Source organism: Bdellovibrio sp. 22V, from assembly GCF_030169785.1.
GTDB lineage: Bacteria > Bdellovibrionota > Bdellovibrionia > Bdellovibrionales > Bdellovibrionaceae > Bdellovibrio.
Genome location: NZ_CP125854.1, coordinates 3,068,301 through 3,091,161, shown reverse-complemented (window position 1 = coordinate 3,091,161; position 22,861 = coordinate 3,068,301). Strand labels below are relative to the sequence as shown.

General features: G+C 49.7%; 31 protein-coding genes and 1 tRNA gene. 31 read left to right on the top strand and 1 reads right to left on the bottom strand.

All coding sequences use genetic code 11. From position 1 onward, the window contains the following. Positions 1-110 precede the first annotated feature (110 nt). The 22 genes from QJS83_RS14900 (at position 111) to QJS83_RS14795 (ending at position 16,318) form a co-directional block, all read left to right on the top strand. Positions 111-359: a hypothetical protein gene (locus QJS83_RS14900; protein WP_284605972.1), complete on the top strand. Its 249-nt coding sequence runs from the start codon at positions 111-113 to the stop codon at positions 357-359. A gap of 521 nt (positions 360-880) precedes the next feature. Beyond that, positions 881-1,297: a hypothetical protein gene (locus QJS83_RS14895; protein ID WP_284605971.1), complete on the top strand. Its 417-nt coding sequence runs from the start codon at positions 881-883 to the stop codon at positions 1,295-1,297. A gap of 57 nt (positions 1,298-1,354) precedes the next feature. Beyond that, positions 1,355-1,618: a MerR family transcriptional regulator gene (locus QJS83_RS14890; RefSeq protein ID WP_284605969.1), complete on the top strand. Its 264-nt coding sequence runs from the start codon at positions 1,355-1,357 to the stop codon at positions 1,616-1,618. Further along, the gene (locus QJS83_RS14885) at positions 1,611-3,995 is read left to right on the top strand and encodes a DUF3987 domain-containing protein (RefSeq protein WP_284605967.1); all 2,385 of its coding nucleotides are present in this window, start codon (positions 1,611-1,613) and stop codon (positions 3,993-3,995) included. Before QJS83_RS14890 ends, QJS83_RS14885 begins: the two co-directional genes overlap by 8 nt. Positions 3,996-4,063: 68 nt before the next feature. After that, on the top strand, positions 4,064-4,189 hold the full coding sequence (locus QJS83_RS14880; RefSeq protein WP_284605965.1) for a hypothetical protein: 126 nt from the start codon (positions 4,064-4,066) through the stop codon (positions 4,187-4,189). A 19-nt stretch (positions 4,190-4,208) separates the two neighbouring features. Continuing rightward, on the top strand, positions 4,209-4,865 hold the full coding sequence (locus tag QJS83_RS14875) for a hypothetical protein (RefSeq protein ID WP_284605963.1): 657 nt from the start codon (positions 4,209-4,211) through the stop codon (positions 4,863-4,865). 99 nt (positions 4,866-4,964) lie between these two features. Continuing rightward, complete coding sequence (locus QJS83_RS14870; protein ID WP_284605961.1) at positions 4,965-5,423, top strand: hypothetical protein; 459 nt, start codon at positions 4,965-4,967, stop codon at positions 5,421-5,423. Further along, positions 5,420-5,749, top strand: a complete 330-nt coding sequence (locus tag QJS83_RS14865) for a hypothetical protein (protein ID WP_284605959.1) — start codon at positions 5,420-5,422, stop codon at positions 5,747-5,749. Before QJS83_RS14870 ends, QJS83_RS14865 begins: the two co-directional genes overlap by 4 nt. Positions 5,750-5,751: 2 nt before the next feature. Then, complete coding sequence (locus QJS83_RS14860; RefSeq protein ID WP_284605958.1) at positions 5,752-5,952, top strand: hypothetical protein; 201 nt, start codon at positions 5,752-5,754, stop codon at positions 5,950-5,952. Further along, positions 5,933-6,301, top strand: coding sequence for a hypothetical protein (locus tag QJS83_RS14855; RefSeq protein WP_284605956.1), 369 nt, complete (start codon positions 5,933-5,935; stop codon positions 6,299-6,301). The genes QJS83_RS14860 and QJS83_RS14855 overlap by 20 nt, the downstream gene beginning before the upstream one ends. Positions 6,302-6,773: 472 nt before the next feature. Further along, a tRNA-Asp gene (locus tag QJS83_RS14850) sits at positions 6,774-6,848 on the top strand. Between the two features lie 129 nt (positions 6,849-6,977). Beyond that, a complete protein-coding gene (locus tag QJS83_RS14845; RefSeq protein WP_284605954.1) occupies positions 6,978-7,427 on the top strand; it encodes a putative PDDEXK endonuclease in 450 nt (149 codons plus the stop codon). After that, positions 7,373-7,984 (top strand): nucleoside triphosphate pyrophosphohydrolase family protein, encoded by a 612-nt coding sequence (locus tag QJS83_RS14840; protein WP_284605953.1) that lies wholly within the window; start codon positions 7,373-7,375, stop codon positions 7,982-7,984. The genes QJS83_RS14845 and QJS83_RS14840 overlap by 55 nt, the downstream gene beginning before the upstream one ends. A 162-nt stretch (positions 7,985-8,146) precedes the next feature. Continuing rightward, on the top strand, positions 8,147-8,590 hold the full coding sequence (locus QJS83_RS14835) for a DUF7173 family protein (RefSeq protein ID WP_284605951.1): 444 nt from the start codon (positions 8,147-8,149) through the stop codon (positions 8,588-8,590). Between the two features lie 63 nt (positions 8,591-8,653). Beyond that, positions 8,654-9,217: a hypothetical protein gene (locus QJS83_RS14830; RefSeq protein WP_284605949.1), complete on the top strand. Its 564-nt coding sequence runs from the start codon at positions 8,654-8,656 to the stop codon at positions 9,215-9,217. Positions 9,218-9,256: 39 nt separating this feature from the next. Beyond that, positions 9,257-9,916: an RNase H family protein gene (locus tag QJS83_RS14825; protein ID WP_284605947.1), complete on the top strand. Its 660-nt coding sequence runs from the start codon at positions 9,257-9,259 to the stop codon at positions 9,914-9,916. Then, positions 9,916-10,827: an ATP-dependent DNA ligase gene (locus tag QJS83_RS14820; RefSeq protein ID WP_284605945.1), complete on the top strand. Its 912-nt coding sequence runs from the start codon at positions 9,916-9,918 to the stop codon at positions 10,825-10,827. The genes QJS83_RS14825 and QJS83_RS14820 overlap by 1 nt, the downstream gene beginning before the upstream one ends. A gap of 67 nt (positions 10,828-10,894) precedes the next feature. Beyond that, on the top strand, positions 10,895-11,572 hold the full coding sequence (locus tag QJS83_RS14815) for an ATP-binding protein (protein WP_284605943.1): 678 nt from the start codon (positions 10,895-10,897) through the stop codon (positions 11,570-11,572). Beyond that, positions 11,569-12,432: a DUF669 domain-containing protein gene (locus tag QJS83_RS14810; protein WP_284605941.1), complete on the top strand. Its 864-nt coding sequence runs from the start codon at positions 11,569-11,571 to the stop codon at positions 12,430-12,432. The genes QJS83_RS14815 and QJS83_RS14810 overlap by 4 nt, the downstream gene beginning before the upstream one ends. Before the next feature lie 60 nt (positions 12,433-12,492). Then, a complete protein-coding gene (locus tag QJS83_RS14805; RefSeq protein WP_284605939.1) occupies positions 12,493-13,389 on the top strand; it encodes a hypothetical protein in 897 nt (298 codons plus the stop codon). A gap of 54 nt (positions 13,390-13,443) precedes the next feature. Next, on the top strand, positions 13,444-15,267 hold the full coding sequence (locus tag QJS83_RS14800; RefSeq protein WP_284605937.1) for a DEAD/DEAH box helicase: 1,824 nt from the start codon (positions 13,444-13,446) through the stop codon (positions 15,265-15,267). Between the two features lie 124 nt (positions 15,268-15,391). Continuing rightward, positions 15,392-16,318 carry a hypothetical protein gene (locus QJS83_RS14795; RefSeq protein ID WP_284605936.1) on the top strand — a complete coding sequence of 309 codons (927 nt, stop codon included), beginning with the start codon at positions 15,392-15,394 and terminating at the stop codon, positions 16,316-16,318. 134 nt (positions 16,319-16,452) lie between these two features. Here QJS83_RS14795 and QJS83_RS14790 read toward each other — a convergent pair whose 3' ends face one another. Then, positions 16,453-16,620, bottom strand: a complete 168-nt coding sequence (locus QJS83_RS14790) for a hypothetical protein (protein WP_284605934.1) — start codon at positions 16,618-16,620, stop codon at positions 16,453-16,455. 14 nt (positions 16,621-16,634) lie between these two features. On the opposite strand from QJS83_RS14790, the gene QJS83_RS14785 reads away from it, so the two are divergent. The 9 genes from QJS83_RS14785 to QJS83_RS14745 all read left to right on the top strand — a co-directional run bounded on the left by QJS83_RS14785 (position 16,635) and on the right by QJS83_RS14745 (position 22,828). Next, positions 16,635-17,249 carry a hypothetical protein gene (locus tag QJS83_RS14785; RefSeq protein ID WP_284605932.1) on the top strand — a complete coding sequence of 205 codons (615 nt, stop codon included), beginning with the start codon at positions 16,635-16,637 and terminating at the stop codon, positions 17,247-17,249. Positions 17,250-17,280: 31 nt separating this feature from the next. Then, complete coding sequence (locus tag QJS83_RS14780; RefSeq protein WP_284605930.1) at positions 17,281-17,739, top strand: hypothetical protein; 459 nt, start codon at positions 17,281-17,283, stop codon at positions 17,737-17,739. Next, entirely contained in the window at positions 17,736-18,629 is an 894-nt protein-coding gene (locus QJS83_RS14775) for a hypothetical protein (RefSeq protein ID WP_284605928.1), read from the top strand. The genes QJS83_RS14780 and QJS83_RS14775 overlap by 4 nt, the downstream gene beginning before the upstream one ends. Before the next feature lie 150 nt (positions 18,630-18,779). Beyond that, entirely contained in the window at positions 18,780-19,745 is a 966-nt protein-coding gene (locus QJS83_RS14770) for a hypothetical protein (protein ID WP_284605926.1), read from the top strand. 2 nt (positions 19,746-19,747) lie between these two features. Continuing rightward, positions 19,748-19,957 carry a hypothetical protein gene (locus QJS83_RS14765; protein ID WP_284605923.1) on the top strand — a complete coding sequence of 70 codons (210 nt, stop codon included), beginning with the start codon at positions 19,748-19,750 and terminating at the stop codon, positions 19,955-19,957. Then, positions 19,954-20,106 carry a hypothetical protein gene (locus tag QJS83_RS14760; RefSeq protein WP_284605921.1) on the top strand — a complete coding sequence of 51 codons (153 nt, stop codon included), beginning with the start codon at positions 19,954-19,956 and terminating at the stop codon, positions 20,104-20,106. The genes QJS83_RS14765 and QJS83_RS14760 overlap by 4 nt, the downstream gene beginning before the upstream one ends. Positions 20,107-20,108: 2 nt before the next feature. Next, positions 20,109-20,519 carry a hypothetical protein gene (locus QJS83_RS14755; RefSeq protein WP_284605919.1) on the top strand — a complete coding sequence of 137 codons (411 nt, stop codon included), beginning with the start codon at positions 20,109-20,111 and terminating at the stop codon, positions 20,517-20,519. Beyond that, positions 20,516-22,531, top strand: a complete 2,016-nt coding sequence (locus QJS83_RS14750) for a hypothetical protein (protein WP_284605917.1) — start codon at positions 20,516-20,518, stop codon at positions 22,529-22,531. Before QJS83_RS14755 ends, QJS83_RS14750 begins: the two co-directional genes overlap by 4 nt. A gap of 96 nt (positions 22,532-22,627) precedes the next feature. Next, positions 22,628-22,828: a hypothetical protein gene (locus QJS83_RS14745; protein WP_284605915.1), complete on the top strand. Its 201-nt coding sequence runs from the start codon at positions 22,628-22,630 to the stop codon at positions 22,826-22,828. Positions 22,829-22,861: the final 33 nt, after the last annotated feature.

The window sequence follows — 22,861 nt, the reverse complement described above, 5'->3', positions numbered from 1 at the left end:
AAAAATTCTCGCCTTTTTCTATTGCGTTATTGTACGAAACAGCTATAGTTAAATCACCGGGCAGCATTGAGTTGCCGGATGTAAATCAAATCAACCTAACGAGGTGTATCATGGATATCGTATTTGCAATCATTACCGTAACATTGTGGGTCGTAGTTGGCGTTGTCGCTGCAAGGCGTGAGCGCTCTGTCGTAGGCTGGATGTTTATTAGCGCGTTCATTAGCCCCTTTATTGTTCTGCTTATTATCCTGTGCCTCCCTAACAAGCGCAAAGTGCGGTTGGCTGAGGAAGAAAAAGAATTACAGCGCCGCCGTGAGCACTTGGAAATCGTCGCAGCCATTGCGGGCCGCAAAGATTGATGCTCACCCCGGCAGAATATAAGGTAAGGGATAATTTTCGCAACGGTCATTATATTCTGCACGATACCTTAACAGACCGCTTTACCTGGACAGGTAAAATTAGAGCTAACAAGATTAACAATGTATTTATTGAGCATCTTGTTAACGTACAGCTAATCGAATATATCAAGGTCAATATTGACTGTGAAAGATATAAACTAATGGGGCCGGGAAGATGCATGTTACCCAAAGTAAAGTCAGTGAAGAAATCGAGCGCTTGACTGGCTTGATGCGAAATAACCCATACGCATTATCACTAAGGGAGGATTTTTATTTAGCGGTGTTGGTAGCGTTGCGTAATCGGATGACTCCGGTTTATATGGGGCGACCTGTAAACCGCGAATCTGATAACTGGATTCAGCTGACAGAATCCGAATACAGCAACGCCGTAACGAATCCCGATATCTGGGAAGTAACAATTTTCTGGACTAAGTAACACGTCACGGAATGACCTTAACCACAATAATTTAAGAGGTGATAACATGGCTCAACCTAAATTGTTTTGTGACAAAGCATCGGCTCGCCGTTTTCTGGTAAATCTGGGCGTACCGCGTGAATGCGCAGCGCCGCTAATCGAAGGAACAGCCGCGCCCTATGCCGTAAGTGAAGACAACGTAGAAGACACGTTGATGAATCTGAAGGCGCAAGGCCGCTATTCCGCACCCGTTCAACCTGTAAAAAGCCGCAACATCCCGCGCTACGAGCGCAATGGTGTGGTTAAGCCGCTAAGGGGCGTCACGCTGCGAATCTGGGACTGCCTGGACGAACTGCGGGCCGAAATTAGCGGGCGTTTCCCTACTCCCCAGGACGTGAATGCACTGGCTGACGTACACGGATGGAACCGCATAACAGCTAACCGCCAGTTTAACGCATGGCGTACGTTCAACGGTGCCGCATAATTATTTTTAAAATTAGCGTCATTCTACTTGTAATCCTGTACGGAATGACGCTAAATAGTGGCTCACCCTGGAGGCATCACAATGACAATCTTCAAAGACGACGTGAATATTCAGCAAGGGATTTTCGACCGGGATTATATCACCGTTGGGGAAATCTGCGACACGTACAACGTCAAGCGCTCTTCCATCAAGTTCGCACGTGAGTGCGGAAAACTCCCTCACGCTATCGCCGTTGGTACGCAATACATCTGGAACCGCGAAGCGCTGCAACCGTTTTTAGACCAGTGGGTTAACGAGGTAATGGGGCGTCGCAATGGTTGATTACATGGATAACTTTCCTTCGGAAATCCGTGTATTGCCAAACTGGTACCCAGCGAACTCGCAAGGCGCTCCTTGCGCATATTCATCAACCGCCGGATTGTTACCAGTAGACCCGAAAGTCGTGGGCGGCATGGATTACGACACTGCGATTCAAATTGCTGAATTGACAGGCTGTTTCATTGGCTATTATCTCACTGCCAATGATGAATACTCATGCATTGATTTAGATGTTAAAGACGCTGAAACGAATCCGGGCGAACCTGCAAAATGGACTACGCCGGAACAGTTCGCGAACTATCGTCGCATCATGGAAATTTTCGACAGTTATACCGAAGTTAGCCGTCACGGTAAAGGCGTGCATATCTGGTTTAAAGCTAACATTGGCAAGGGTTGCCGTCGATGGGGCGTTGAGCTGTATAGTCAGGAACGTTTTATGATTTGCACCGGGAAATTTCTCGGAAAAATCAAGCCTGTCAATTCATACATCCTCGAAGCTCAACAGCTGGCGGAGTCGCTGCGCGATGGCGACGAGCCTGATTACGAATTGATTGAATTCGATGCTACTGAATCGGATGAAACTATTTATTTGCGTGCTCGCGGTGCTGAGAACGCGGCTAAGTTTATTGGCCTTGCTGAAGTTGGCGACTGGAATAATTGGGGATATCCGTCCCAGTCTGAGGCTGATTTATCGCTCATGTCGATGTTTGCCTTCTATACGGAAAGCAACGAGCAATGTCGTCGACTGTTCCGCATGACTCAACTGGGCTTACGCGAGAAGGCAACGAAGAGCAACTATCACGTTGACCGCTTGCTTAAAATCTGCCGTTCCCGTATGGCTCGCGAAGCGGCTCAGGCGACCGCAGACCTTGAGCACGGTAAAGCCCTGGCTGACAGCCTGATTGCTCGCATGAATGCGCAATATGCCGCCGTTGGCGCTGCGCACATTGAGACTGAGGCCGAAGACCCGTTTATGCCTGAAGACGTCGAGCCAGCTGTCGCCGCACGTGCTGCCAGCTATGTCCCGATGGAATGGCCTCCCGGCTTCGTGGGTCGCCTGGCGCAATGCTTTTATAAATCGTCGATTCGCCCTATCCGGGAAGTGTCAATTATTGCGGCGCTGGGCGTCATGGCGGGCATCGCGGGCCGTAGCTACTCTATTCCGCGCTCTGGCCTTAACCTTTATCTGGTGCTGCTGGCGCAATCTGGTGTGGGCAAAGAGGACATGCATAGCAGCCTGTCGATGACTATGGAAGCGCTGACGCGTACCGAAAACGCATCGCCTCACGCTTATTCTATTTTCGACATCACGCGCTACGCGTCCGGCCCTGCATTAATGAAGGCGCTTGCAACTAATCCGTATAAGAGTTGCATCAACGCGAACGATGAATGGGGTAAAACCATCGAAATGCTTAGCAGCGGCAAGACCCCTAACGGTCTGGATACGTTAAAGCAGGTGATGACGACGGTTTACCACAAATCAGCGGTAAGTAGTACCCTGGGCGGGACGGCTTACGCCGATAAAGAAAACAACGTTCAGGCGACTGGCGGCGTTGCATATTCGTTCATCGCTGAAGCAACGCCGGATACTTATTACGGTGCGCTTGACCGTAGCATGATGGAAGATGGATTCTTATCCCGTTTCCTGTGCATCGAATATACCGGGATTCGACCGCCGCGCGTTAAGAAGCCAGCGGCCTATCTGCCGGATGATGTTATTTTCATCCTGAAGGCCATTGTCGCAAACGCATCGCTTGAGGTTGGTAAGAATTCATCTACTGACGTTTCAAGCTCTCCGGTCGCTGAGAGTATTCTCGACGCATTTGAAAAGGAATGTGATGAGGGTGTAAACGGAACGGATGACGATTCAAAGCGCCAAATCTGGAGCCGTGCGCACCTTAAAGCGCTGCGCCTTGCGTGCCTGTTGGCGGTAGGTGATGATTACCATACGCCATGTGTACAGGAGCAGCACGCTCGCTGGGCTATTGAGCTGGTTAAAACTGATATGCGCACCATGTTCACGCGCGTAAAAGATGGTTCAATTGGTAAGTCTGACGATGCGAGAATTAAAAAGGTTATCGGTCTAATTTCGGAATACTATTCGCAGAAATTAAAACCTGTTAACCCGGTTGCGCGAGCTAATGGAATTGTAACGCGTGCCGATATTCAGAAACGCGCATATAGCTATGCTGCATTTTCTAAAATGAAGGGTGGCAACGCTACGGTTGCAATTGACCAGACGATGCGTGCGATGCTGGATATGGGATATCTGGTTGAGTGCGACCCTAAGAAAATGGCAGAGCTTAATTTAAAAGGTAAATGTTACACAATTACCGAAACTTTAATTAACGTTATAAATGAGGATTATTTACATGATTAAAGCGCCTCAATATCGCCAGCGCAATAAGCCTGGCAAGCGTGAATTCGATTGCGTAGGTGGGCCGTATCATGGGCAGCGCATCCCGTTGCACGCGGTCGACGGGCAAATCTGCTCAGCCTATTTTAGCGTGCCGTCGTACAACAATGGCGAGCGCGGGCGTTATGTTGATTCACGCGGTGACGGTTCCCGCGTAGTTGAATGGGAGCCAATTGTATGAATAAAGTAGTGTGGTCATTATTCGACGGCTCCGGGTTGATGGTTGAAGAATATGCCAAATACGGCTATCAGTGTTATTGTATTAACGCTGACGAAGGTAATCACGGCGAATATTTTATCAAGGTCAAGCATCCAAATATTCATTACGTTAATAAGTGGATTGATACCGATTGGTACGGCGAAGAGCTGCCGCAGCCCGATATCATTTTTGCGTTTCCTGATTGTACTTTCCTTGCCGACAGCGGCGTTAAGCATACGCGTAGTCAAGACGACATCCTTATGGCTGTTAATCTGGCTAAGCACGTTGAAATTATTGCTAATCATTATGGCGTACCCTGGTTCGTCGAAAATCCGGTAGGTAAACTGTCTAAGCTATGGCGTAAGCCTAACGTATACATTGACCCATACCAGTACGGCGGATACCTGGAAGATAGCGATGGGTCATTTCATGCCCGTATGCCGCTCAGGGACGCATACACCAAAAAGACGGGTATTTGGTGCGGCAACCGCTTTGTCATCCCTGAGCGCAAGCCTGTCCCGCATATCGGCTGTTTCTGGGGATGGGCCTACCTGGGCGGGAAGTCGCCGCGAACGAAACAGCTCCGGTCACTGACCCCGCGCGGCTGGGCCAGGGCAGTTTTCCAGGCGAATTGAGATATGCATCACATCTAAGACCCTTCGGGGTCTTTTTTATTGTTGACAGTGTACGCAACAGAGATTATATTTACCACATATCAACAAGAGAGGTGATTTATGACACATTCAGAACTGATTGCGCTGGGCCTGTTACGCATCGCAGAAGCTGAGCCGTTTAAGCTGCGCCCGGTACGCGTACTGACCCGCAAGCGCTCAATGACGCAACCGCGTGCAATTGTCGATATCATGAAAGACGAGGGTGGGCGCTTTGACAACATTCCATGTCGTACAGATGACCTTGAAAAAGATATGCGGGCCGTTGAAAAGTCTCGTGAACGTCGCAATAAGGCTGAAACTCTCCTGTGCGGAGGACGCGGGCGCGGTAAATCGGTTATCGATAAGGCGGTAAGGGTCAGCGAAGCTGCATTAAAGGCTGCGCGAATGATTCAGGGTAAGCCGCCGTATAATACCTGGACTAACTATTGTTACGGTGACGGATATTTTGCTCGCAGCTGCATTGATAAGTTCGGTGAGAAAATGTGGGAAGCAGCAAACGAACTCGTGAGAGGTGAATGATGAAAACGATAGCTCAAATCCATACAGCTGCTCGTGCTAACTACCGCGCTAACTATCGCTCGTTGATGTATAAACTGGTGAAGCTGATTATTGCCAAGCTTGACCGTACGGTTGACCATAATTGTTTCTTCAATCACGACATCTTTATGTGGCGTGATGTATTAGACCATAACGAGCATGTGACATTGATGCGTATGTCTGACACTGCCAAACGTACGGAATCAAAATTTCACGTTAAGCTCTTTAAAATTAAAGAATATACGTTACGTATTCACGTTAGCGAAAGTGGTGTGTCTGCGTTTCTATATCAGGTTAGGGGTGAATGATTATGGCTTTTAAACCTTTCCGCGATTCGCGACCTATGGAAGAAAGGCCGATTGAGATACAAGTCGAAGCTGTTTTCTTTCAGTATATTCGAGATGTGCAACCGCCTTTGTCTAAGAAGCAGCAAGGTAAAGTAATGGGTGCATTTCGTGAGATAACGAGCCGCTTTAAGCTGGAGGTAAAAGATGAAAAAGGTTCGAATTAGCAAAATACTGCATTTTGACGCCAACACGCGTTTGATGTGTCCAAATTGCGGAACTATCAGTAACAAGCATAAGCCGCATTCTCCGCGCGAAGAATGCTACTGGGATGAGCAGCTGAGTCCTAGATTCGTTTTCCTTCATACGTGTCATCGTTGCGGCTACACTGACAATGAAGGAAGTGGCTTCACAGATAGCGGAAACGATTTGCGAGATGAATTTGTTAACATGAATAAGTGGGACGAAGAACTTGACAAGCTGCATGACCAAATTGCTGAATTGCAATTAAAGCTCATTAAAGCTCGCGAGCTATGGGAAAAATGCTGGGAATCTACGGAGGACTACGCCGGATAAAAATAATTTCAAAAACTACTTGTCATCCAGTTTGTGATGAGTACATTAGGTTCCAAGACGAAGAGGAATCGCGCAAGCGTGAACTCCATCCCTGGCGGCGGGGCAGATGACCACACAATACACCGCACGTTGAGCCAGCTTAGTCTGGACAGGGCCGCACGAGGCGCTGACGGAAAAAGATTCGTGACGTAGTTGGGTGAGTTAAGCGGAGCCTGGGGAAGAAGGTCGACCAGAACCGGGAAAACTTAGTCACTCAACAAACAGCAAGTAGTAGGCCGCTATTTGCTGCGCAGTGATAGTGCTCAAAGCTGCTTAAATGGGTAAATAGTCGTAAAGCCTAGTTGACTACCATCTATCAATACTGCACCAGAGATTGCACGTGTCCAGCTCCGCGCTGGAATTAAACGAAGCTACGGCAAAGTAGGCGTGCAGCCTCACCAGAGAGTATTTAAGGATGAGTATTCTCTTGTGAGGTACTATGGTCTATCGGAGAAGATATAGCCCTGTCACGGCTAAGAGCCGGGTTCGATTCCCGGTAGTACCGCCAGAGCATGACGCGTGAGGTGATTGTTTGCAATCGGATAGCCCTAACCATTCCCCTTCGGTTAGGGTTTTTTTTTCGCTTGCAATCAGGTTTAGATGTGTGACAATGCTTCGCACATACAGGAGGGTTACAATGGTTAATATCAGAACTAAAGGCGCAAGCGGTGAACGTGAGATTTGCGACGCCATTAATGAGATTTACGACGAGCTTGAAAAAGAGCTTAACATCACCATAGATTCAATCCTACGCGCTCAGCGTAACCAGATTCAAACGGCTGTAGGCGGCGATGACGTCACGAATACGTGCGGTATGTCCATTGAGGTTAAGCGACAGGAAAAGCTGGCGATTAATACCTGGTGGAAGCAATGCATGGAGTCATCGCGCCGCAGCGGTAAAATCCCTGTGCTGCTGTATCGCCAGTCGCGCAAAGCGTGGTCATGCATCACCTTTGCCGAACCGTACCGCCGTTACTCCCAGGAAAAACAATTATTCGTGCGCGTTGAAATGAGCTTTGATGACTTTAAGAAGTGGTTCAAAGAACATGCACGCGTTTACATCACTATGAACGGGAATCCAAAATGAAATTTATCGACAGTTACAATATTGAATGCAAAGACGCGCTTCATAGCCTCAACTGCGACGTCACCAATGCAATTTCGTTCACTTTACGTAGCAGTGAAACAAATCCTGATATTACATCTAAAGAGATGTTTTACACGGTTAAGGAATTGCATAACCAGATTGTTAAAGACCTGTTCCGTCCGATGGAAAGTCGTCAGGATGAACTGCTCCATGCCGTAGTCGGTATCGGTGGCGAAGCTGGTGAGCTGCTGGATTGCGTGAAAAAGCACGTATATTACGACAAGCCTCTGGATGTTAAAAACATTCTGGAAGAAGCTGGCGACGTACTGTTTTATCTGAAAGCGATGCTCATGCTTATCGGTATGGATATCACTGACGTCGAAGCGTACAACTTTAAAAAGCTGTCGGCCCGCTATCCTGACGGGAAGTTTACCACACTGCACGCAGCGGCTCGCCTCGATAAAGCCGAAGAAGAAAAGCCAGCTTGCGAGCACAGAAATGTGCTGTATAGCGTGAATGGCGCTTACTGTCCTGAATGCGGAAATGATGTGTTGTGACTTAAAAAGTGATGTGCGTCACATCTTCTAACAGATAACAATAAAATCCGTCGAAAGGCGGATTTTTTATTTGACTCGCAATACATCTAAGCATATAGTTAACACATCAAGACGAGACACGGCGACAACGCCGAAAGATACACAACAAAGCGAGGCATCAAAATGGCAACTCCAATTTCACGTTCAATCAGTGACCTTAAAGGTCAAAAGGTAGCACAGTTTAACGACGTTAGCGCCAAATGGTATAACGCTAAACAAAAGCTGGATGCCGCGAAAGAAGAAGAGCGCGAACTCCGCGACGAAACTTTCAGCATGGCGTTTGACGGCAAAGCTGTTGAAGGCACTAACAAATTCGGCATGGCACAGGGTTACGTGCTGACGGCAACTCTGCCGTACAACTACAAAGTCGACCCGGCAATCGCAGCGGCAGCTAAACATCTGAAGGAAGTATGCGATATCGACGTCGCCGCCCTAGTCGAATGGAAGCCGGAACTGCGCATCGGTGAATATCGTAAGCTGAACGCAGAGCAGAAGAAGGAATTCGATAAATTCCTGACCATCACGGCGGGTACTCCGCAGATGAAGATTGCTAAACCGAAACGTTAATTTAATCGGCCCGGTTCTCCGGGTCAGCTTTAAAACAAATCATATTCAATCTGGAGCATTACAATGAACACTATCAGCAAAAACTATCTGTCACGCGTTGTAGATTCTGCCGTCGAAGTCCGTATTGTTTACGACTACGACAACATCGACCAGGCGATTCAGGCCAAAGCTCAGACTGCTATCACGACCAATGTCGTCAGCCGCAACCGCGCACCGTCGTCGGTCGCCGTGGGTCGCGTAGAAGAAGACCGCCCGCCGTTCAAGACCTGGAGCTACCTGGCGGCGAAAGGCTCCGACCTGCAACTGGGCGATGCTGTAATTGTGGTTAACCCGCACAATGGCGCTCCGCAAATCGCTTACGTCTATGACGAGCGTCCGATTAATATCGACCGCATGTCACGCAGCGCTGGCGGCAAAGACAGCTCGAATCCGTACTTCTGGCAGTGGATTGTTCAGGTGATTGACTTCACCGAATACAACAAGCAGAACTCTCTTCGGCACGAGTTTGCTGAAAGCTGTGAAGCAGAGCTGTCTAAACTTGAGCAGTCTGTACGCACGCTGGACTTGCCGAGCAGTCTGCCGTCTGCGCAAGTTGCTCTGAATAATATCCCGTTCGGTACCGCTTAATCAAACTTGCCAGGGACGGCAACCACTAAGGTAATCATTATGGCACAATATGAATTTAACGCATCGTCCTATGGCCGTTGCACCATGATTTGCGATGCATCTTTTTGCCCGGACACTGGCGCGGCTGGCTTTGCTGGCTGGATTAACGGAACTGGTGGAGGTGGTGCGGTTGATGGTGGCGTACGCGAAAAAGTTCGCAGCAGTAATGATGCTGAATTTATTGCAGTTATTAACTGTCTGCACATGGGGTTGCAGCGCGGATTGATTCGGGAAAACTTTTCTGTACTGATTCAATGCGACAATGAGAACGTCGTCAACGCGCTGACCGGGAAGAAGAATGCTACATCACAAGTCGGTATAAAGACGGTCACGCTGCTGAATGAGTACAAGAAGCGTTTCAGTCTCAGCGTATCGATTCGCTGGATGAAGGGTCATGCACAGAATACATGCAGTAAGAACGTTGCCCACAATAAGTGCGACGAGACCGCTAAGCGTCACATGAAGCGTCGCCGCAGCGAGATACGTGCAAACGACTGTCGCAACCTGCACGGCATCGGTCGCGATAAAGCGCCGGAAAAGGTTGACTCCAGTTTTAAAAAGCGTACATATGAGCGCATGGAAATCGACCAGCTCGATATCGATACGCGCAATAGTAGAATTCGCACTATGTTAAAAACAGCTTCTCGCCTCTGGGGGTAATGATGAGCTTTAAACCACTGAAGGCGTGTGACTGGGATGAGACGAAAGTTAAATTCCCGTTGTTCGCACAGCCTAAGATTGACGGTGTTCGCGGTCTGCATCCTAAAGACTTTATGGTTGCTCGCACCCTGAACCGTTTCGATAATAAGTTCTTCAGTACGTCGAATAAATATAACAATTCTAGCTTACGGGGTATTGACTCCGAATTAACGCTAGGGCACGATATCACTCGACAAGATTTGTGCCGTATCACGTCAAGCGCATTGAGCACTATGGCTGGTGAGCCTGAGATTGTGATTAACGCGTTTGACATCTGCGACGTTAACGCCGCTGAAGTACCGTATGAGCGCCGTTATGAAATGTTGCAGCTTCACGTATACAACATGAATCGCGCTGGCTTTAACCACATTCAAATCGTACCGTCGTTCTTGTGTAACAATCTGGACGAGTTTTTGGAGCACGAAGAGCGCTGGCTAGAGCAAGGCATTGAAGGCGGGATTCTCCGCTCACCAACCGGACGCTATAAGCATGGTCGTTCGACGGTGCGCGAGCAGCTGAGTATGCGTGTCAAGCGCTTCGTTGATGAAGAGGCCTGGATTGTCGGCTTCACTGAAGCGATGGAAAACCTGAACGAAGCGACGATTGACGCGCTGGGATACACGAAGCGCAGCTCGCACCAGGCGAACAAGGTCGGCAAAGGCATGGTAGGTAACATCATCATGTTCAATGACGAGATGGGTGACTTCGAAGTAGGCCCAGGGAACTTGACTCATGAAGAGCGTGTGCTAATGTGGAACGCCCAAGAGCAGTACATAGGGAAGATTGGCAAGTTTAAACACTTCCCTCGCGGGCGCAAAACAGGTTATCGCTTCCCGACCTTCATTAGCGTGCGTGACCCGAAAGATATGTAACGCAGCAAAGAGAGGATATATGTTTTCAACTACAGCACAGGAGATATCGACCAGCGGCGTCAAATGTATGGTGTTCGGTCGCTCTGGCATGGGTAAAACCATGCTGGCTGCAACACTGCCGCAGCCGATTATTATCAGTGCTGAATCCGGTCTGCTCTCACTGTCTCGTGAGAACATTGTAAGAATCTACGGTGAAGGTGCATGGGGTGTGAATTACGACCCTATCAACGTCATCAAGATTAAGACAATGCAGGATTTAGCAACGGCGTTAACGTGGTGTAAAGACCCGAACAATCATCAATACTTCCAGTCAATCATGCTCGACTCACTGACTGAGCTGGCTGAAGTAGTGCTGAAAAACGCAAAAGGTCTTGTAAAAGACCCGCGCCAGGCGTACGGTGCTTTACTCGAAGAGATGATGGATGGCGCTCGCCAGTTCCGTGATATCCCGAATAAGCATGTTGTTCTGGTTTGCAAAGAAGAGCAGTTCAAAGATGAGCTGACTGGCTCGAACAGAATGGGGCCGATGATGCCGGGTACTAAGTTATCCGCTCAGCTGCCTTACCTGGTGGATGAAGTTTTTGCATTGCGCATGGGACGTGCGCCGGATGGTTCGAAGTATCGTTACATCCAGACTCAACCGGATATGCAGTACGAAGCAAAAGACCGCTCTGGTCGTCTTGCTGAAGCGGAATTCCCGCACATGGGTATGATTTTTAACAAAATTTTAGGAGTTTCACAATGACTATGATTGCAATGATGGCTGGCTTCTCTTTCGACGCGTCTCAGATTGCACCTGACCAGGGTGTTGCTGGCCCGGTTCCCGCTGGCTGGTATGTGGGTATGGTCGAAAAGTCTGAAATCAAGGCGACCAAAGACGGCACAGGCGCGTATATCGCGATGACCGTCAACATTGTTGAACCGCAGCAGTTCGCGGGCCGCAAGGTGTTTACCAACTTCAACATTAAGAACAACAATCAACAGGCTGTTGATATCGCGTACGGTCAGCTGTCGGCGCTGTCTCACGCTGTAAATATCATCAACTGGAACGACACGAGCATGTTGCATAACATCCCGTTTAAGTTCCGCGTTAAAGTGCGCAAAGGCGATGGTAACTACAGTGATTCGAACGACATCACCAAATACTCACCGATGACTGAAGTCGTCGTGCTGGGGCCGGAAGGCGGTGCGACCGCAGCAGCTCCGGTAGCTGTTCCGGGTATGCAGCAGCCGCAGCAGCCGATGCAACCGCAACAGCCGCAGCAGCCGATGCAGCAGCAAGCTCCGGTTCAACAGCCTGTGCAGCAGCAGGTACAACAGCCACCGATGCAAGCTCAGCCGCAGCAACAGGTTCAGCAGCCTGTCCAGCAGATGCAGCAGATGCAGCAGCAGCCGCAACAACCTCAGCAGCCTGTACAGGCTCAGCAGGGTCTGCCGCAGCAGCCGTGGGAGCAGAATCCGGCCCAGCAGCAACAGGTTCAGCAGCCGCAGCAGGTTCAGCAGGGTGGCGCTCCGGGTTGGACTCAGCAGCCTGTACAGCAGCCGCAAGGCCAGCCTGACGCAGCAGCTCCGGCTAACGCAATGCCCTGGGCGAACCAGCAGTAATCTGGATGTGATGTAAATCAAACGCCGCCGCGAATGGCGGCGTTTTTCTTAGGAGGATTCATGCCAATTTATATCGCATCAAAAACGCTGGCAGCAATCGACGCGGCAATTGAGCGCGACGATGGTGCTGCATTTCGCGTTATGTCTGGGCGAGTATTACCACATATTGAAGATGCTTATCGAGGCGAGGATTCTGGCTATCGTACGCATCTGGGCGCATCGCTTATTGGACGTCCGTGCGGTCGCGAGCTATGGTACGGGTTCCGCTGGGCTAAGAAGGCCAAATTCAGCGCCCGTATTCTGCGCCTGTTTAATCGCGGGCATCTGGAAGAAGGGCGGTTTATCGCCATGCTGCTGATTGCCGGGATGCGTGTCGTTCAGCAGGATGAGAACGGGCATCAATTCCGAATCTCACGTCTGGGCGGTCATCTGGGTGGCTCCGGCGACGGTATCGTTATTGGATGTCCTGACGTGCCTGAAGGTCACAAAGCGCTGTCTGAGTTTAAAACTCACGGCTCCAAATCCTTCGCAAAGCTGAAGGCGAGCGGCGTACAGAAAGCGAAGCCTGAGCACTATGTACAGATGCAGTCCTATATGTACGAGATGTCAATCCTGTATGCTCTGTATGTCGCCGTCAACAAAGACACTGACGAGCTATATGCGGAGATTCTTGTACGGGAAGACACGGTAGCGCACCAGTATTTCGACCGTGCTGAAAAGATTATCATGATGCAAAAGCCGCCGTCTAAACTTCATGAGTCGGCTGCAATGTTCGATTGCAAATTCTGTGATAAGAAGGATGTCTGTCATTATGGTGTGCCGATGGATAAAAACTGTCGAACTTGCATCTTCAGCGAACCTGTCCCGGATGGAACCTGGCGCTGCAACAAATACAACGCCACGATTCCGAAGGAAGCTCAGTTAGTAGGATGTGGTGAGTATCAACAAATCACTTGATATCATATTTAACCTGCACTATAAAAGACGTGTGACAAATCATAAGGAATAATCATGGCACTTCGTAATTACCAACAAGCAGCAGTCGACTCGTTTTTCAGTCACTACGCTAAGGGTTACAAAGGGCATCCGTTAATCGTGATGCCTACTGGTACAGGCAAGTCACACGTCATCGCATTTATCTGCATGTCGTTGCTGAAGCAATGGCCCGGTATTCGCATTCTGATTCTGACTCACGTCAAAGAGCTGATTGGTCAGAACGCCGCTAAGTTACAGGAAGCATGGCCCGAAGCTCCGATGGGTATCTACTCCGCTGGTCTGGGTCGCAAGGAAACTTGCTACCCTGTAACCTACGCTGGCGTGCAATCAGTCGTTAAGGCTCTGGATAAGTTCGGCAAGTTCGACATCATCCTGGTCGATGAAGCTCACATGATTAACCCGCAAGGCGAGTCGAGCTACAAGAAAATATTCAACTATTTCGAGCAGCTGAATCCGCGCATTGCTATCGGCGGGTTGACCGCGACTCCCTGGCGTATGGGATACGGGGCGATTTACGGTCAGGAAGATTCGCTGTTTGAACGCATCGCGCTTGACCTGTCGAACTATGAATGCTTCAACTGGTTCATTGAGCAGGGCTTCCTTGTCGACGTCGTGCCGCGTGCTGTTAACTTTGAGCTTGATACAAGCGGCGTGCATCTCTCAGGCGGTGAATACAATCTGGGTCAGCTGCAAGCAGCTGTTAACGTCGACAAGGTGACGGTAGCGGCGCTGCAACAATGCGTTGCTGAATGCTCACACCTTGACGCATGGCTTATCTTCTGTACAGGGATTGAGCACGCTGAACGCGTAGCTGAGCTATGTACGGAGATGGGTATTCCATGCAAGGCTGTGCATAGCGAGCTGAGCGCTGGCGAGCGTGACCGGATTCTGGACGACTTTAAGTCTGGACGCCTCCAGGCGGTCGCTAACAACGGCGTATTGACGACAGGCTTCGACTATCCGGGCCTGAAGCTGATTGTCGGTCTGCGCCCGTCCAAATCCTCCGCGCTCTGGACGCAGATTGTGGGCCGTCTGACGCGACCGCATTATGCGCCAGGCTTCGACCTGAGCACACAGGAGGGCCGCATAGAGGCAATTCGCCAGTCGGACAAGCCAAAGGGTTACGTCTACGACTTCGCGCGTAATATCCGCACGCTGGGGTCAATTAACGACCCGGTTTATCCTAAGCGCAAGGGTGACAAGACCGGGCGAGCGCCTGTGAAGAAATGCTGTGCGCTTATCAATGGCAAGGAGTGCGGGACAGAGAACCATGCTAAGGCGCTGTACTGCATTGACTGCGGAGCTGAGTTTAGCTTTGAAGTCAAGCTATCCTATACAGCAGCTGACGATGCGATTGTATCTAAGAAAAACGACATGCCTGTGATTGAGGAATTTGAAGTTGACCGTATCAGCTGCCTGAAGTCAGGTGGAAGGCACGGTAAGCCGTTCCATATGCGCGTCGTGTATTATTGTGGTAATCGCATGTTCAACGAAGTTGTTTGCTTTGAACACATGGTAGGCTCATACCCGCTTCGTTTAGCACATACCTGGTGGATGTCGCGTAGCAAAGACGCAATTCCGGCGACTGTCGACGATGCGCTTTTACTCATGAATTCGTCAGGTGTTCGCACGCCTACGCATATTCGTGTTCATACCAACCTGAAATACCCGGAAGTAAAAGCGTTTGATTTTGAGGGTACCAACTTTGGACGTCTGCCGAAGCCTGACTTCGCACGTCCAATTGAGACATCTATTGAATTGCCTGACGGGAGTTATGGCAAGGTCGGGGGAGCAGCTAACCACACTATTCCACACAGCGACGATGACATTCCGTTTTGATTCGATGTCAACCTGATTATTTCGCAGAAAGTTGAAATTAAGGGTTGATATCATAAAAGCAATTGCTAGTATCTACATCACTCGATGAGTACAGGACTCTTTAAACAACAACTGAGGTTTTAACATGACTGAGAAAAAAGCCACCGCGTCCAAAGCTAAAGGCAAGAAAGACGCCGTTACCGTTACCGAAACCGCTGGCGTTGAGACTGTTGACGCGGGTGTAGTTGATGGCGCAATCGCGGCCCCGGTCGCCGCACCGAAGCCGATTACCGAACGCCGCCAGCGTCAGATTGACGGTGAAATTGCTATCGCCACCACTGGCGCTGAAGCGACCTACGATATCATCGCATCACTGGCGAACGACGCTCGTACTCAGCTGGAACTGCTGACCCACGACGCGGGCGAAGGTGAAGTTCAACCAGAGCCGACCGTTGAAGATTTTGACAACCTGGCTGAAAACGCAAGCATTGCGTTAAAGCAAGCTAAAGTTAGCGCACGTTCGCTGAAAACGTTCCTCCGTGCGGGCCATAATGCGCCAGCAATCGCCGGGTTCGTAACTGAAGCTGACAAATTGATCGCTGAAATCTCTGACGTGATGCACAAAGCGAAAGCTCTGGCAACGTCAGCACGTGCCGCTGACCGTGAAGCCAACAAAGCCGCAGCCGCAGAACGTCGCGCTGCCAGCCGCGCACCGAAAGTGAACGGCGTAGGTAAGCCAGCTGACGGCAGCATTTGCGGTAACGTCTGGTTGCTGATTGAAGCAATCGGCGCTGCGCTGGGCCAGCACGCTCCGGTCGCGTACGTCCTGTCTGAAGGCCTGGCACGCGGTTACGATGCCAATACCCTGAAGACCCAGTACGCTCGCTGGAAGAAGTATCACGGTCTGGATGGCGAGATTAAACTCCCGCTGCCGCCGCTGGATATCGACGTGCCGCACGCTCCGGCTAAGGCTGACGCTGAAGTGGTCGAAGACGGGCAGGATGATGACGTTGATGCGCTGTTAGCAGCTAAGTCTGTTCAGCCGTGGGACGCAGATACCTCCGCTGAATAAGATGTGAAACACATCACAAAAGCTCACTTCGGTGAGCTTTTTTATTGCAATCGAAAAAGTAGGTGATATATTTAACTTGTAGCAACATACAACCAACGAGGTGTAAAATGGGTAATCCAAAAATGCAAGCTGATTTAATCCGTCAATGTGCAGCAGCGCTTAACGCCGCAATTGCTGCCAGTAAAGACGTGCATGTTGAATTTCATATTCATCAAATCATTGAGCCATATAAGAATGACGATGTTACCGCTCGCTTTCACGACAGTGTGGTAATTGACCGCATCGTAACTCTTCCGGTTCATAAAGGGAAATAATCATGACCACACCAGGCAGCAAGTACCTCCGCACAATTTCCGGTAAGAAAGAAATCACTCTGCCGGATGGTCGCAAAGAAGTGATGCGCGTCGAAGTTCAGGTTGACATCTACGACGTAATTAACGCGTGGAATTTAACCGACCCGGCTTTACAGCACGCGCTGAAGAAGCTGATTCAACCTGGTCAGCGCGGCAATAAGACACGCTCACAGGATTTGCAGGAAGCTATTTACAGCATCGAGCGCTGTCTCGAAAACACGCGCCCTGAATGCGTTCCGCTCCACGAGTCGCTGAACATCCTGGCGGCTGTAGCGCCGCCGATGCCGAAGATGCCGCAGATGCGGAAGCATGAGCTTCCGCCAGCTCCAACCGGGCCGGGGCCAGCTGTACCAGAGCTTATCAAAACTGTAGCGCCCGATTATTTTATCCAGGAAGGCTCTGCGGTGCGCCGTCGCGCAGGTACGCGCGACGGTTTTTGGGCTGGATTTTGCACAGCGCATAAAGTTCCAGTAGATGCCATTTTTGTAGTAAATTCCGTTGACAGAGGTAAGGGAACGGTATTCCTTGACGTTGAAGATGGCAAGGAATGGAATATCAAAAAGTTTGAGCTTGTTTAACTGGAGGGCCGTCGAAAGGCGGCTTTTGAATATGAAAGCAATCATCAATGACGAATTCTTTGAAAAGTGCAGGGCGTTTCATTTAGAGCATAAATGCAGCGCAGCTGTTGTCGGTCGGCAGTTTAATGTTGCCGCAACGACTATTCAGAATATGGGTAAGCTGTACAATTACAGTTTCACCATTCCAGATTCAGGACATGAGCGACGCGCGTTGTTTGCCAAAGCTAAAGAGCTGCACAGAGAGCTGAAGTGCGGTCACAAAGAACTGTGCCGCAAACTCAATCTAACTACGTCAGAGCTGTATCAACTCCAAAAGCGATACGGTTACAGCTTTGCTGAAATTAACGCATATACTCGCGAAGAAGCAGAAGCAATGGTGATGCCGATGCGAAAATACGGCGTGTCTCTTGCGGTGACTGCCAGATTCAACAACGTAACGGTTCATCGGCTAGATGCTTTAATTAAACGATTTGACCTGGTGATTAAATGATTAAGTACGTAGCCAACCTGGTCAGCGCTGGCTTTTGCCCTGGTCAGGATAATTTCGATAAGCTCAACGAGCATGAGCAGCATGTTATTTTGCAGCTCGCCAATGTCCGGGAGAAATACGACCGGAATATTCACGAGAATGCTGACGTGCTAAAGCGTGCTGGCGGTTGTGCGTTTATTAGCTACACCGAAAAGGGGATAGGTAATGTCTACGACTATCTACGTTTTATCGAGTACAATCAGCAAGTCATTCAAAAGCGCGGCACAAGCGCTATGTACACTGGAATTGCATATCCGGGGGATGAGCAGCAGACGTGGAACGCGCTCGCTTTTATGGAGTCTCGCGGTTTTTCGCCAATACCTGTCTACGTTATCGGTCATGACGTCAGGCTACTCAAACACTACTGTGAGAATTACTCCAATGTGGTCATCATCGGGGCGGAAGGCTCACCGCGTCAGCAGTTTGAAATACTTGACCACATCTGGACGAACTATGTCGTCGCAGCAGACTTCGAAACAAAGGCTAAGATGCACGCGCTCGAATTGTCGTCACCAGCCATAATCGACAGATACAACTGGGACAGCTACGATAATGCTGACTGGCTCCGCGTAGCGAATAGCGGCGATATTATGATGAGCAATGGATTCCAGCTGTGCCTGACCGATAACGAATCTAAAAAGGTAACACGGAAGCACATTGCGACAGTGCCTAGCTTATTAGCACATGAGGCTACCGTTGAAATAACCGTTGCCGGATTTGATATTAATCGCCTCATGTCCAGCCGGGAAAGTCGGGCCGTTTATAATATCTATAAAATGTTGCAATCCAAATATGGCGGGGATAATATCAAATCCCAACCAAAGCCAATGATACAAGGGCTATTCTCATGAAAAAATCACTCTTAGGTTTATGCGTCAATCACATCTTCTGGCAATCGGTACGCGAAGAATATTACCAGGACGAGCCAGCTGGATATTATGTGTTTGCTAATCAGCTGCACGTATTCCGCACCACATTCAATCTACTGAAGGCGAGCCGCTATGCTTGATGACCTGCACTTTGTAAAAGGCGCGGTTGGCAAACGTGAGCTTGTCAAGGGGATGACTCACTTTCAGATTGAGAACGGGCGCATCTATTCGTACAACGGGAATATCTCGTTGTCGAGTCCGATTGCGCTCGACTTCAACTGCTCGCCTAAAGCCGATCTAATGATTAAGGCTATCGAGAATTGCCGTGATGCGACGCAGATGGTACTGACCGGGAACGGCAAGCTATCAATTCGCTCTGGTGGCTTCAGTGCGAACGTGACGTGCATCGACGAACCTTTGCCGCACGTAGTTCCGGCTGGTGAGATTGTTGCGCTGGATGCTGAGGCGTTTATCAACGCTTTCCGCGTCCTGTTGCCGTTCATCGGCACGAATAGCATGTACGCATTCTCGACAGGTGTGCGTATGAAGGGTAGCTGCGTGACGGCGACGAACAACGTCATTTTCGTCGAATACTGGACAGGTTCAGCTTTCCCGCATGAGGTTGTCATTCCTCGTGCTGCGGTTCAGGAGCTGCTGCGTATCAAAGAGGTACCGACCCATATCCAGTACAACCAGAACAACATGACCTTCCTGTACCCGTCAGGGCGCTGGCTTAATACGACGCTCCTGGACGTGCGCTGGCCTGAGACAGACCCGCTGTTTGCGGCAGAGCATCACCCTACGGAGATTGACCACACTTTATTCGGTGCGCTGGAGACAATCGAGCCGTTCTGCGATGACGTCGGTTCGGTCTACATCGAAAACGGTACCGTGCGTACTCACTTCGAAAAGGGAGAAGGTGCAAGCAACACGATTGCAAATCAGGCTATCTATGGCAGATATCAGATTCAGATGCTCAAGATGCTTAAAGGTGTAGCGCAGAAAATTGACATGACGTGCTACGATGCTAAAAAGTTGTCGCCTTCTATCTTTTATGGTGATAGACTGCGCGGTATCATATCTGGAATGAGGCTTTAACTATGACTAACGAAGAAATTCAACAAGCTGCTGCGCGTGTACATCTAGCAGATATTGACGATGAAATAAAGGCGCTCGAAAAGCGTTTAGCTAATCGTCAGGAAGCTCGCCGCGAGCTTATCAACCGTTACAACCTGAACAAATGCAAACCTCGCGATGATTCGTGGGATGGCGATTACCGCAGCGGTGACTTCTACGAGGATGCAGAATGAATAACGTCAGATTAAAGCACTTACTTGAATGGCATCTCATGCGTATACGCAGCGCTGAAGATGAAGAGCATGAGATGATGGCAGTTAAAACCGAAGACCTTAAAGCTCTGCTGGAAGAGCTGAAGCGCCTGACTACTGAGGTGAGTTAAGTATGAAATACAAAGTCGGCGGTATCATGTATTCGTGCTGGCCTTATACTCATGATGACGGACGCGTTGAAGTTACCGTTGATGAATGGGTTATTCGCTCAGTACAGAAGAAGCGTAACAGCCAATCGCGCTACGGCGTACCTGTGCTCAATCCCGATGAGCGCCGTTACGTAAACCTGGCACAGCGTATCGAAGGCTTGACGGTGAATAAGAAAGGTGAATGGCTGAAGACAATTCCGACGTGCTGCAAGTTCCAGTTTGCGGAGAATGTGCCGCCGTTTCATTTATTCACAACACATCTTCAGGCGCTAAAGTTTGCTCTTAAGAACTGTGAGAGTGATGCAGAAACTCGCGCAGTCAAGAGCAAGATTACCAGATTCCGTAACGCTCGCGCTAAGGAGAAAGCTGCATGAAGATGCGCAAGGATGCTCTGGGACTATTCTGGCGTGACGAACCGAAGCCCAGAGCTAAGAAAGCCAAAATCAGGCGTGCGCCACCAGACCCAGTGTGGTTACGCGATGATTACTATCCTCACCTGGAAGAAGCTCTTTCGACCAGGTTTAATCTTATGGACGACCAGCGGCTTTGCTGGCACGCAGCCAACGGCACGCCGCTCGAATTCGATACCGAAATTTATCCCAACTATACGCTAATCGGCTTCCGTACTTTCGATGAGAATCGGGAATACATCATCATGGAGAAGATTCCAGGTGTTTGCGACGTCGATTATGAAAAGTTGCGCTGGATAATGAATAACTTCGTGACGGTCGGCTTTAACAACGCGGCATTCGATAACCCGATTGTTGAGATGGTGCTTGCGGGTCTGGATACGTACCAGCTCCACGAAGCGGTCGGGATGATGATTAACGCGCGTTTGCAGCCGTGGCTTGTTATGCGTCACTTCAAAATCAACCGCAAAGCAATCGGTATGTATCCGCGTTGCATCGACTTGATGAACGTATCCCCTCGCTCCGGCTCATTGAAGAAGTACGCTGGTCGCTGCGGTATTCGCCAGATGCAAGACCTTCCGTTTGCACCAGGTACACACCTCAACGGCAACCAGATTGCAATTCTGCGCTGGTACTGGGCGAACGACCTTAACTCGAACGAAATCCTGCACGCGCACCCGGTCATGCAGGAACGCATATCGCTACGTGAGAAGATGGGTCAGAAATACGGCGTTGACCTTCGCACGAAGTCGGATGCGCAGATTGCAGATGCGGTGTTTGCGGCTGAGTACCATCGTCGTACTGGTGACAAGGTTCAGAAGATTGACCTTGATGAGTATCGAGGCACGTCATTCCACTTTGACCCTCCGCAATTCATTCACTTCCAGACGCCTTATATGCGTGAGGTATTTAAGCACGTTGTCGACGCTCCGGTTTACATCAACTTCGACGCACGTCTTGAATGTCCTGGGCTGGAAGGTCTGAAGGTCACAATTAACAATACCGTATACACGATGGGTATTGGTGGCTTGCACAGTAACGAGAAGTCGCGCTACTACGTGAGCCGTGACGGTTGGAAGCTGAAAGACCATGACGTAACGTCTTATTACCCACAACTTATTTTGAATAGCGGGCGCTATCCTAAAGCTCTAGGCCCGGTCTTCGTTGCGGTATACCAGACGATTAAAGATGACCGTGTTGCTGCGAAGCGTAGCGGCGATAAGGTTGTCAACGAATCTCTGAAAATCGTAATCAACGGCTCATTCGGTAAGTTTGGCGACCCGTACTCAATTCTGTACGCACCGCACATGCTGATTCAGACTACAGTTACCGGACAGTTGTCAATCCTTATGCTTATCGAGCGTCTGGAGCTGGCTGGGATTCAGGTCGTATCTGCCAACACTGACGGACTTGTAACTTACGCGCACGACAGCCAGCAAGCGACTATGGATGCAATCATTGAACAGTGGCAGCGCGAAACTACGCTGGAGCTGGAGCACACTGACTATGCTGCGTTGTTCAGCCGCGACGTCAACAACTACTTCGCAGTTAAAGAAGGCGGGAAGTTCAAAGGTAAAGGGATGTATAACACATCCAGCCTTGAAATTGACCCGAAATTCGAAATCTGCGCAGATGCTGTGATGGAGTTTTGCAGCAACGGTATCCCTATCGAGCAGACTATAAGAGCTTGCTCAGATGTGGCTAAGTTCGTTAAGATTGTTGCAGTGAACGGGGGCGGTGCTGTGCAGGGTAGCGAGTACCTGGGGAAAACAGTACGATTCTATAAATCGACGGCTGAAGTGGAAGAAATGCTTGTTGCCAAAACAGGCGGGATTGTTCCAACATCAACGGGTTGCCGCAGTGCTCAGCTCTTACCGGAAGCACTTCCCAGCGACATCGATACGGAATGGTACATTGACGAAGCCTACCGACAGTTACCGCTGATAGGAGTGATGGGCTACCAGCGGGCCGCATAATCGAATCTGGCGGGGGTTTTATGGGGGTAGGTCGGGACATCTGGCTTACCCCTTACCTTATGACCACATTAATTTCGACAGCTCAGAGGGCCGCACATGACGTCTAAGACCGTGCAAGAATTGGAAGATTTGATTCGCGACCGCGTGGAGAGCGAAGAGGATGCCGATAACCTGATTTACCTGTCGTTATCGATAGCGGCAGAGCTGGCTGACCTGGGTGAAGACGGGCAGCTGATTGCGGAACTGGTGCGAATGCGAATGCTTGAGATGCATTGCGGCAATGAAACGTTGCACTAATAACAAAGGCTCCCGAAGGAGCCTTTTCTTTTA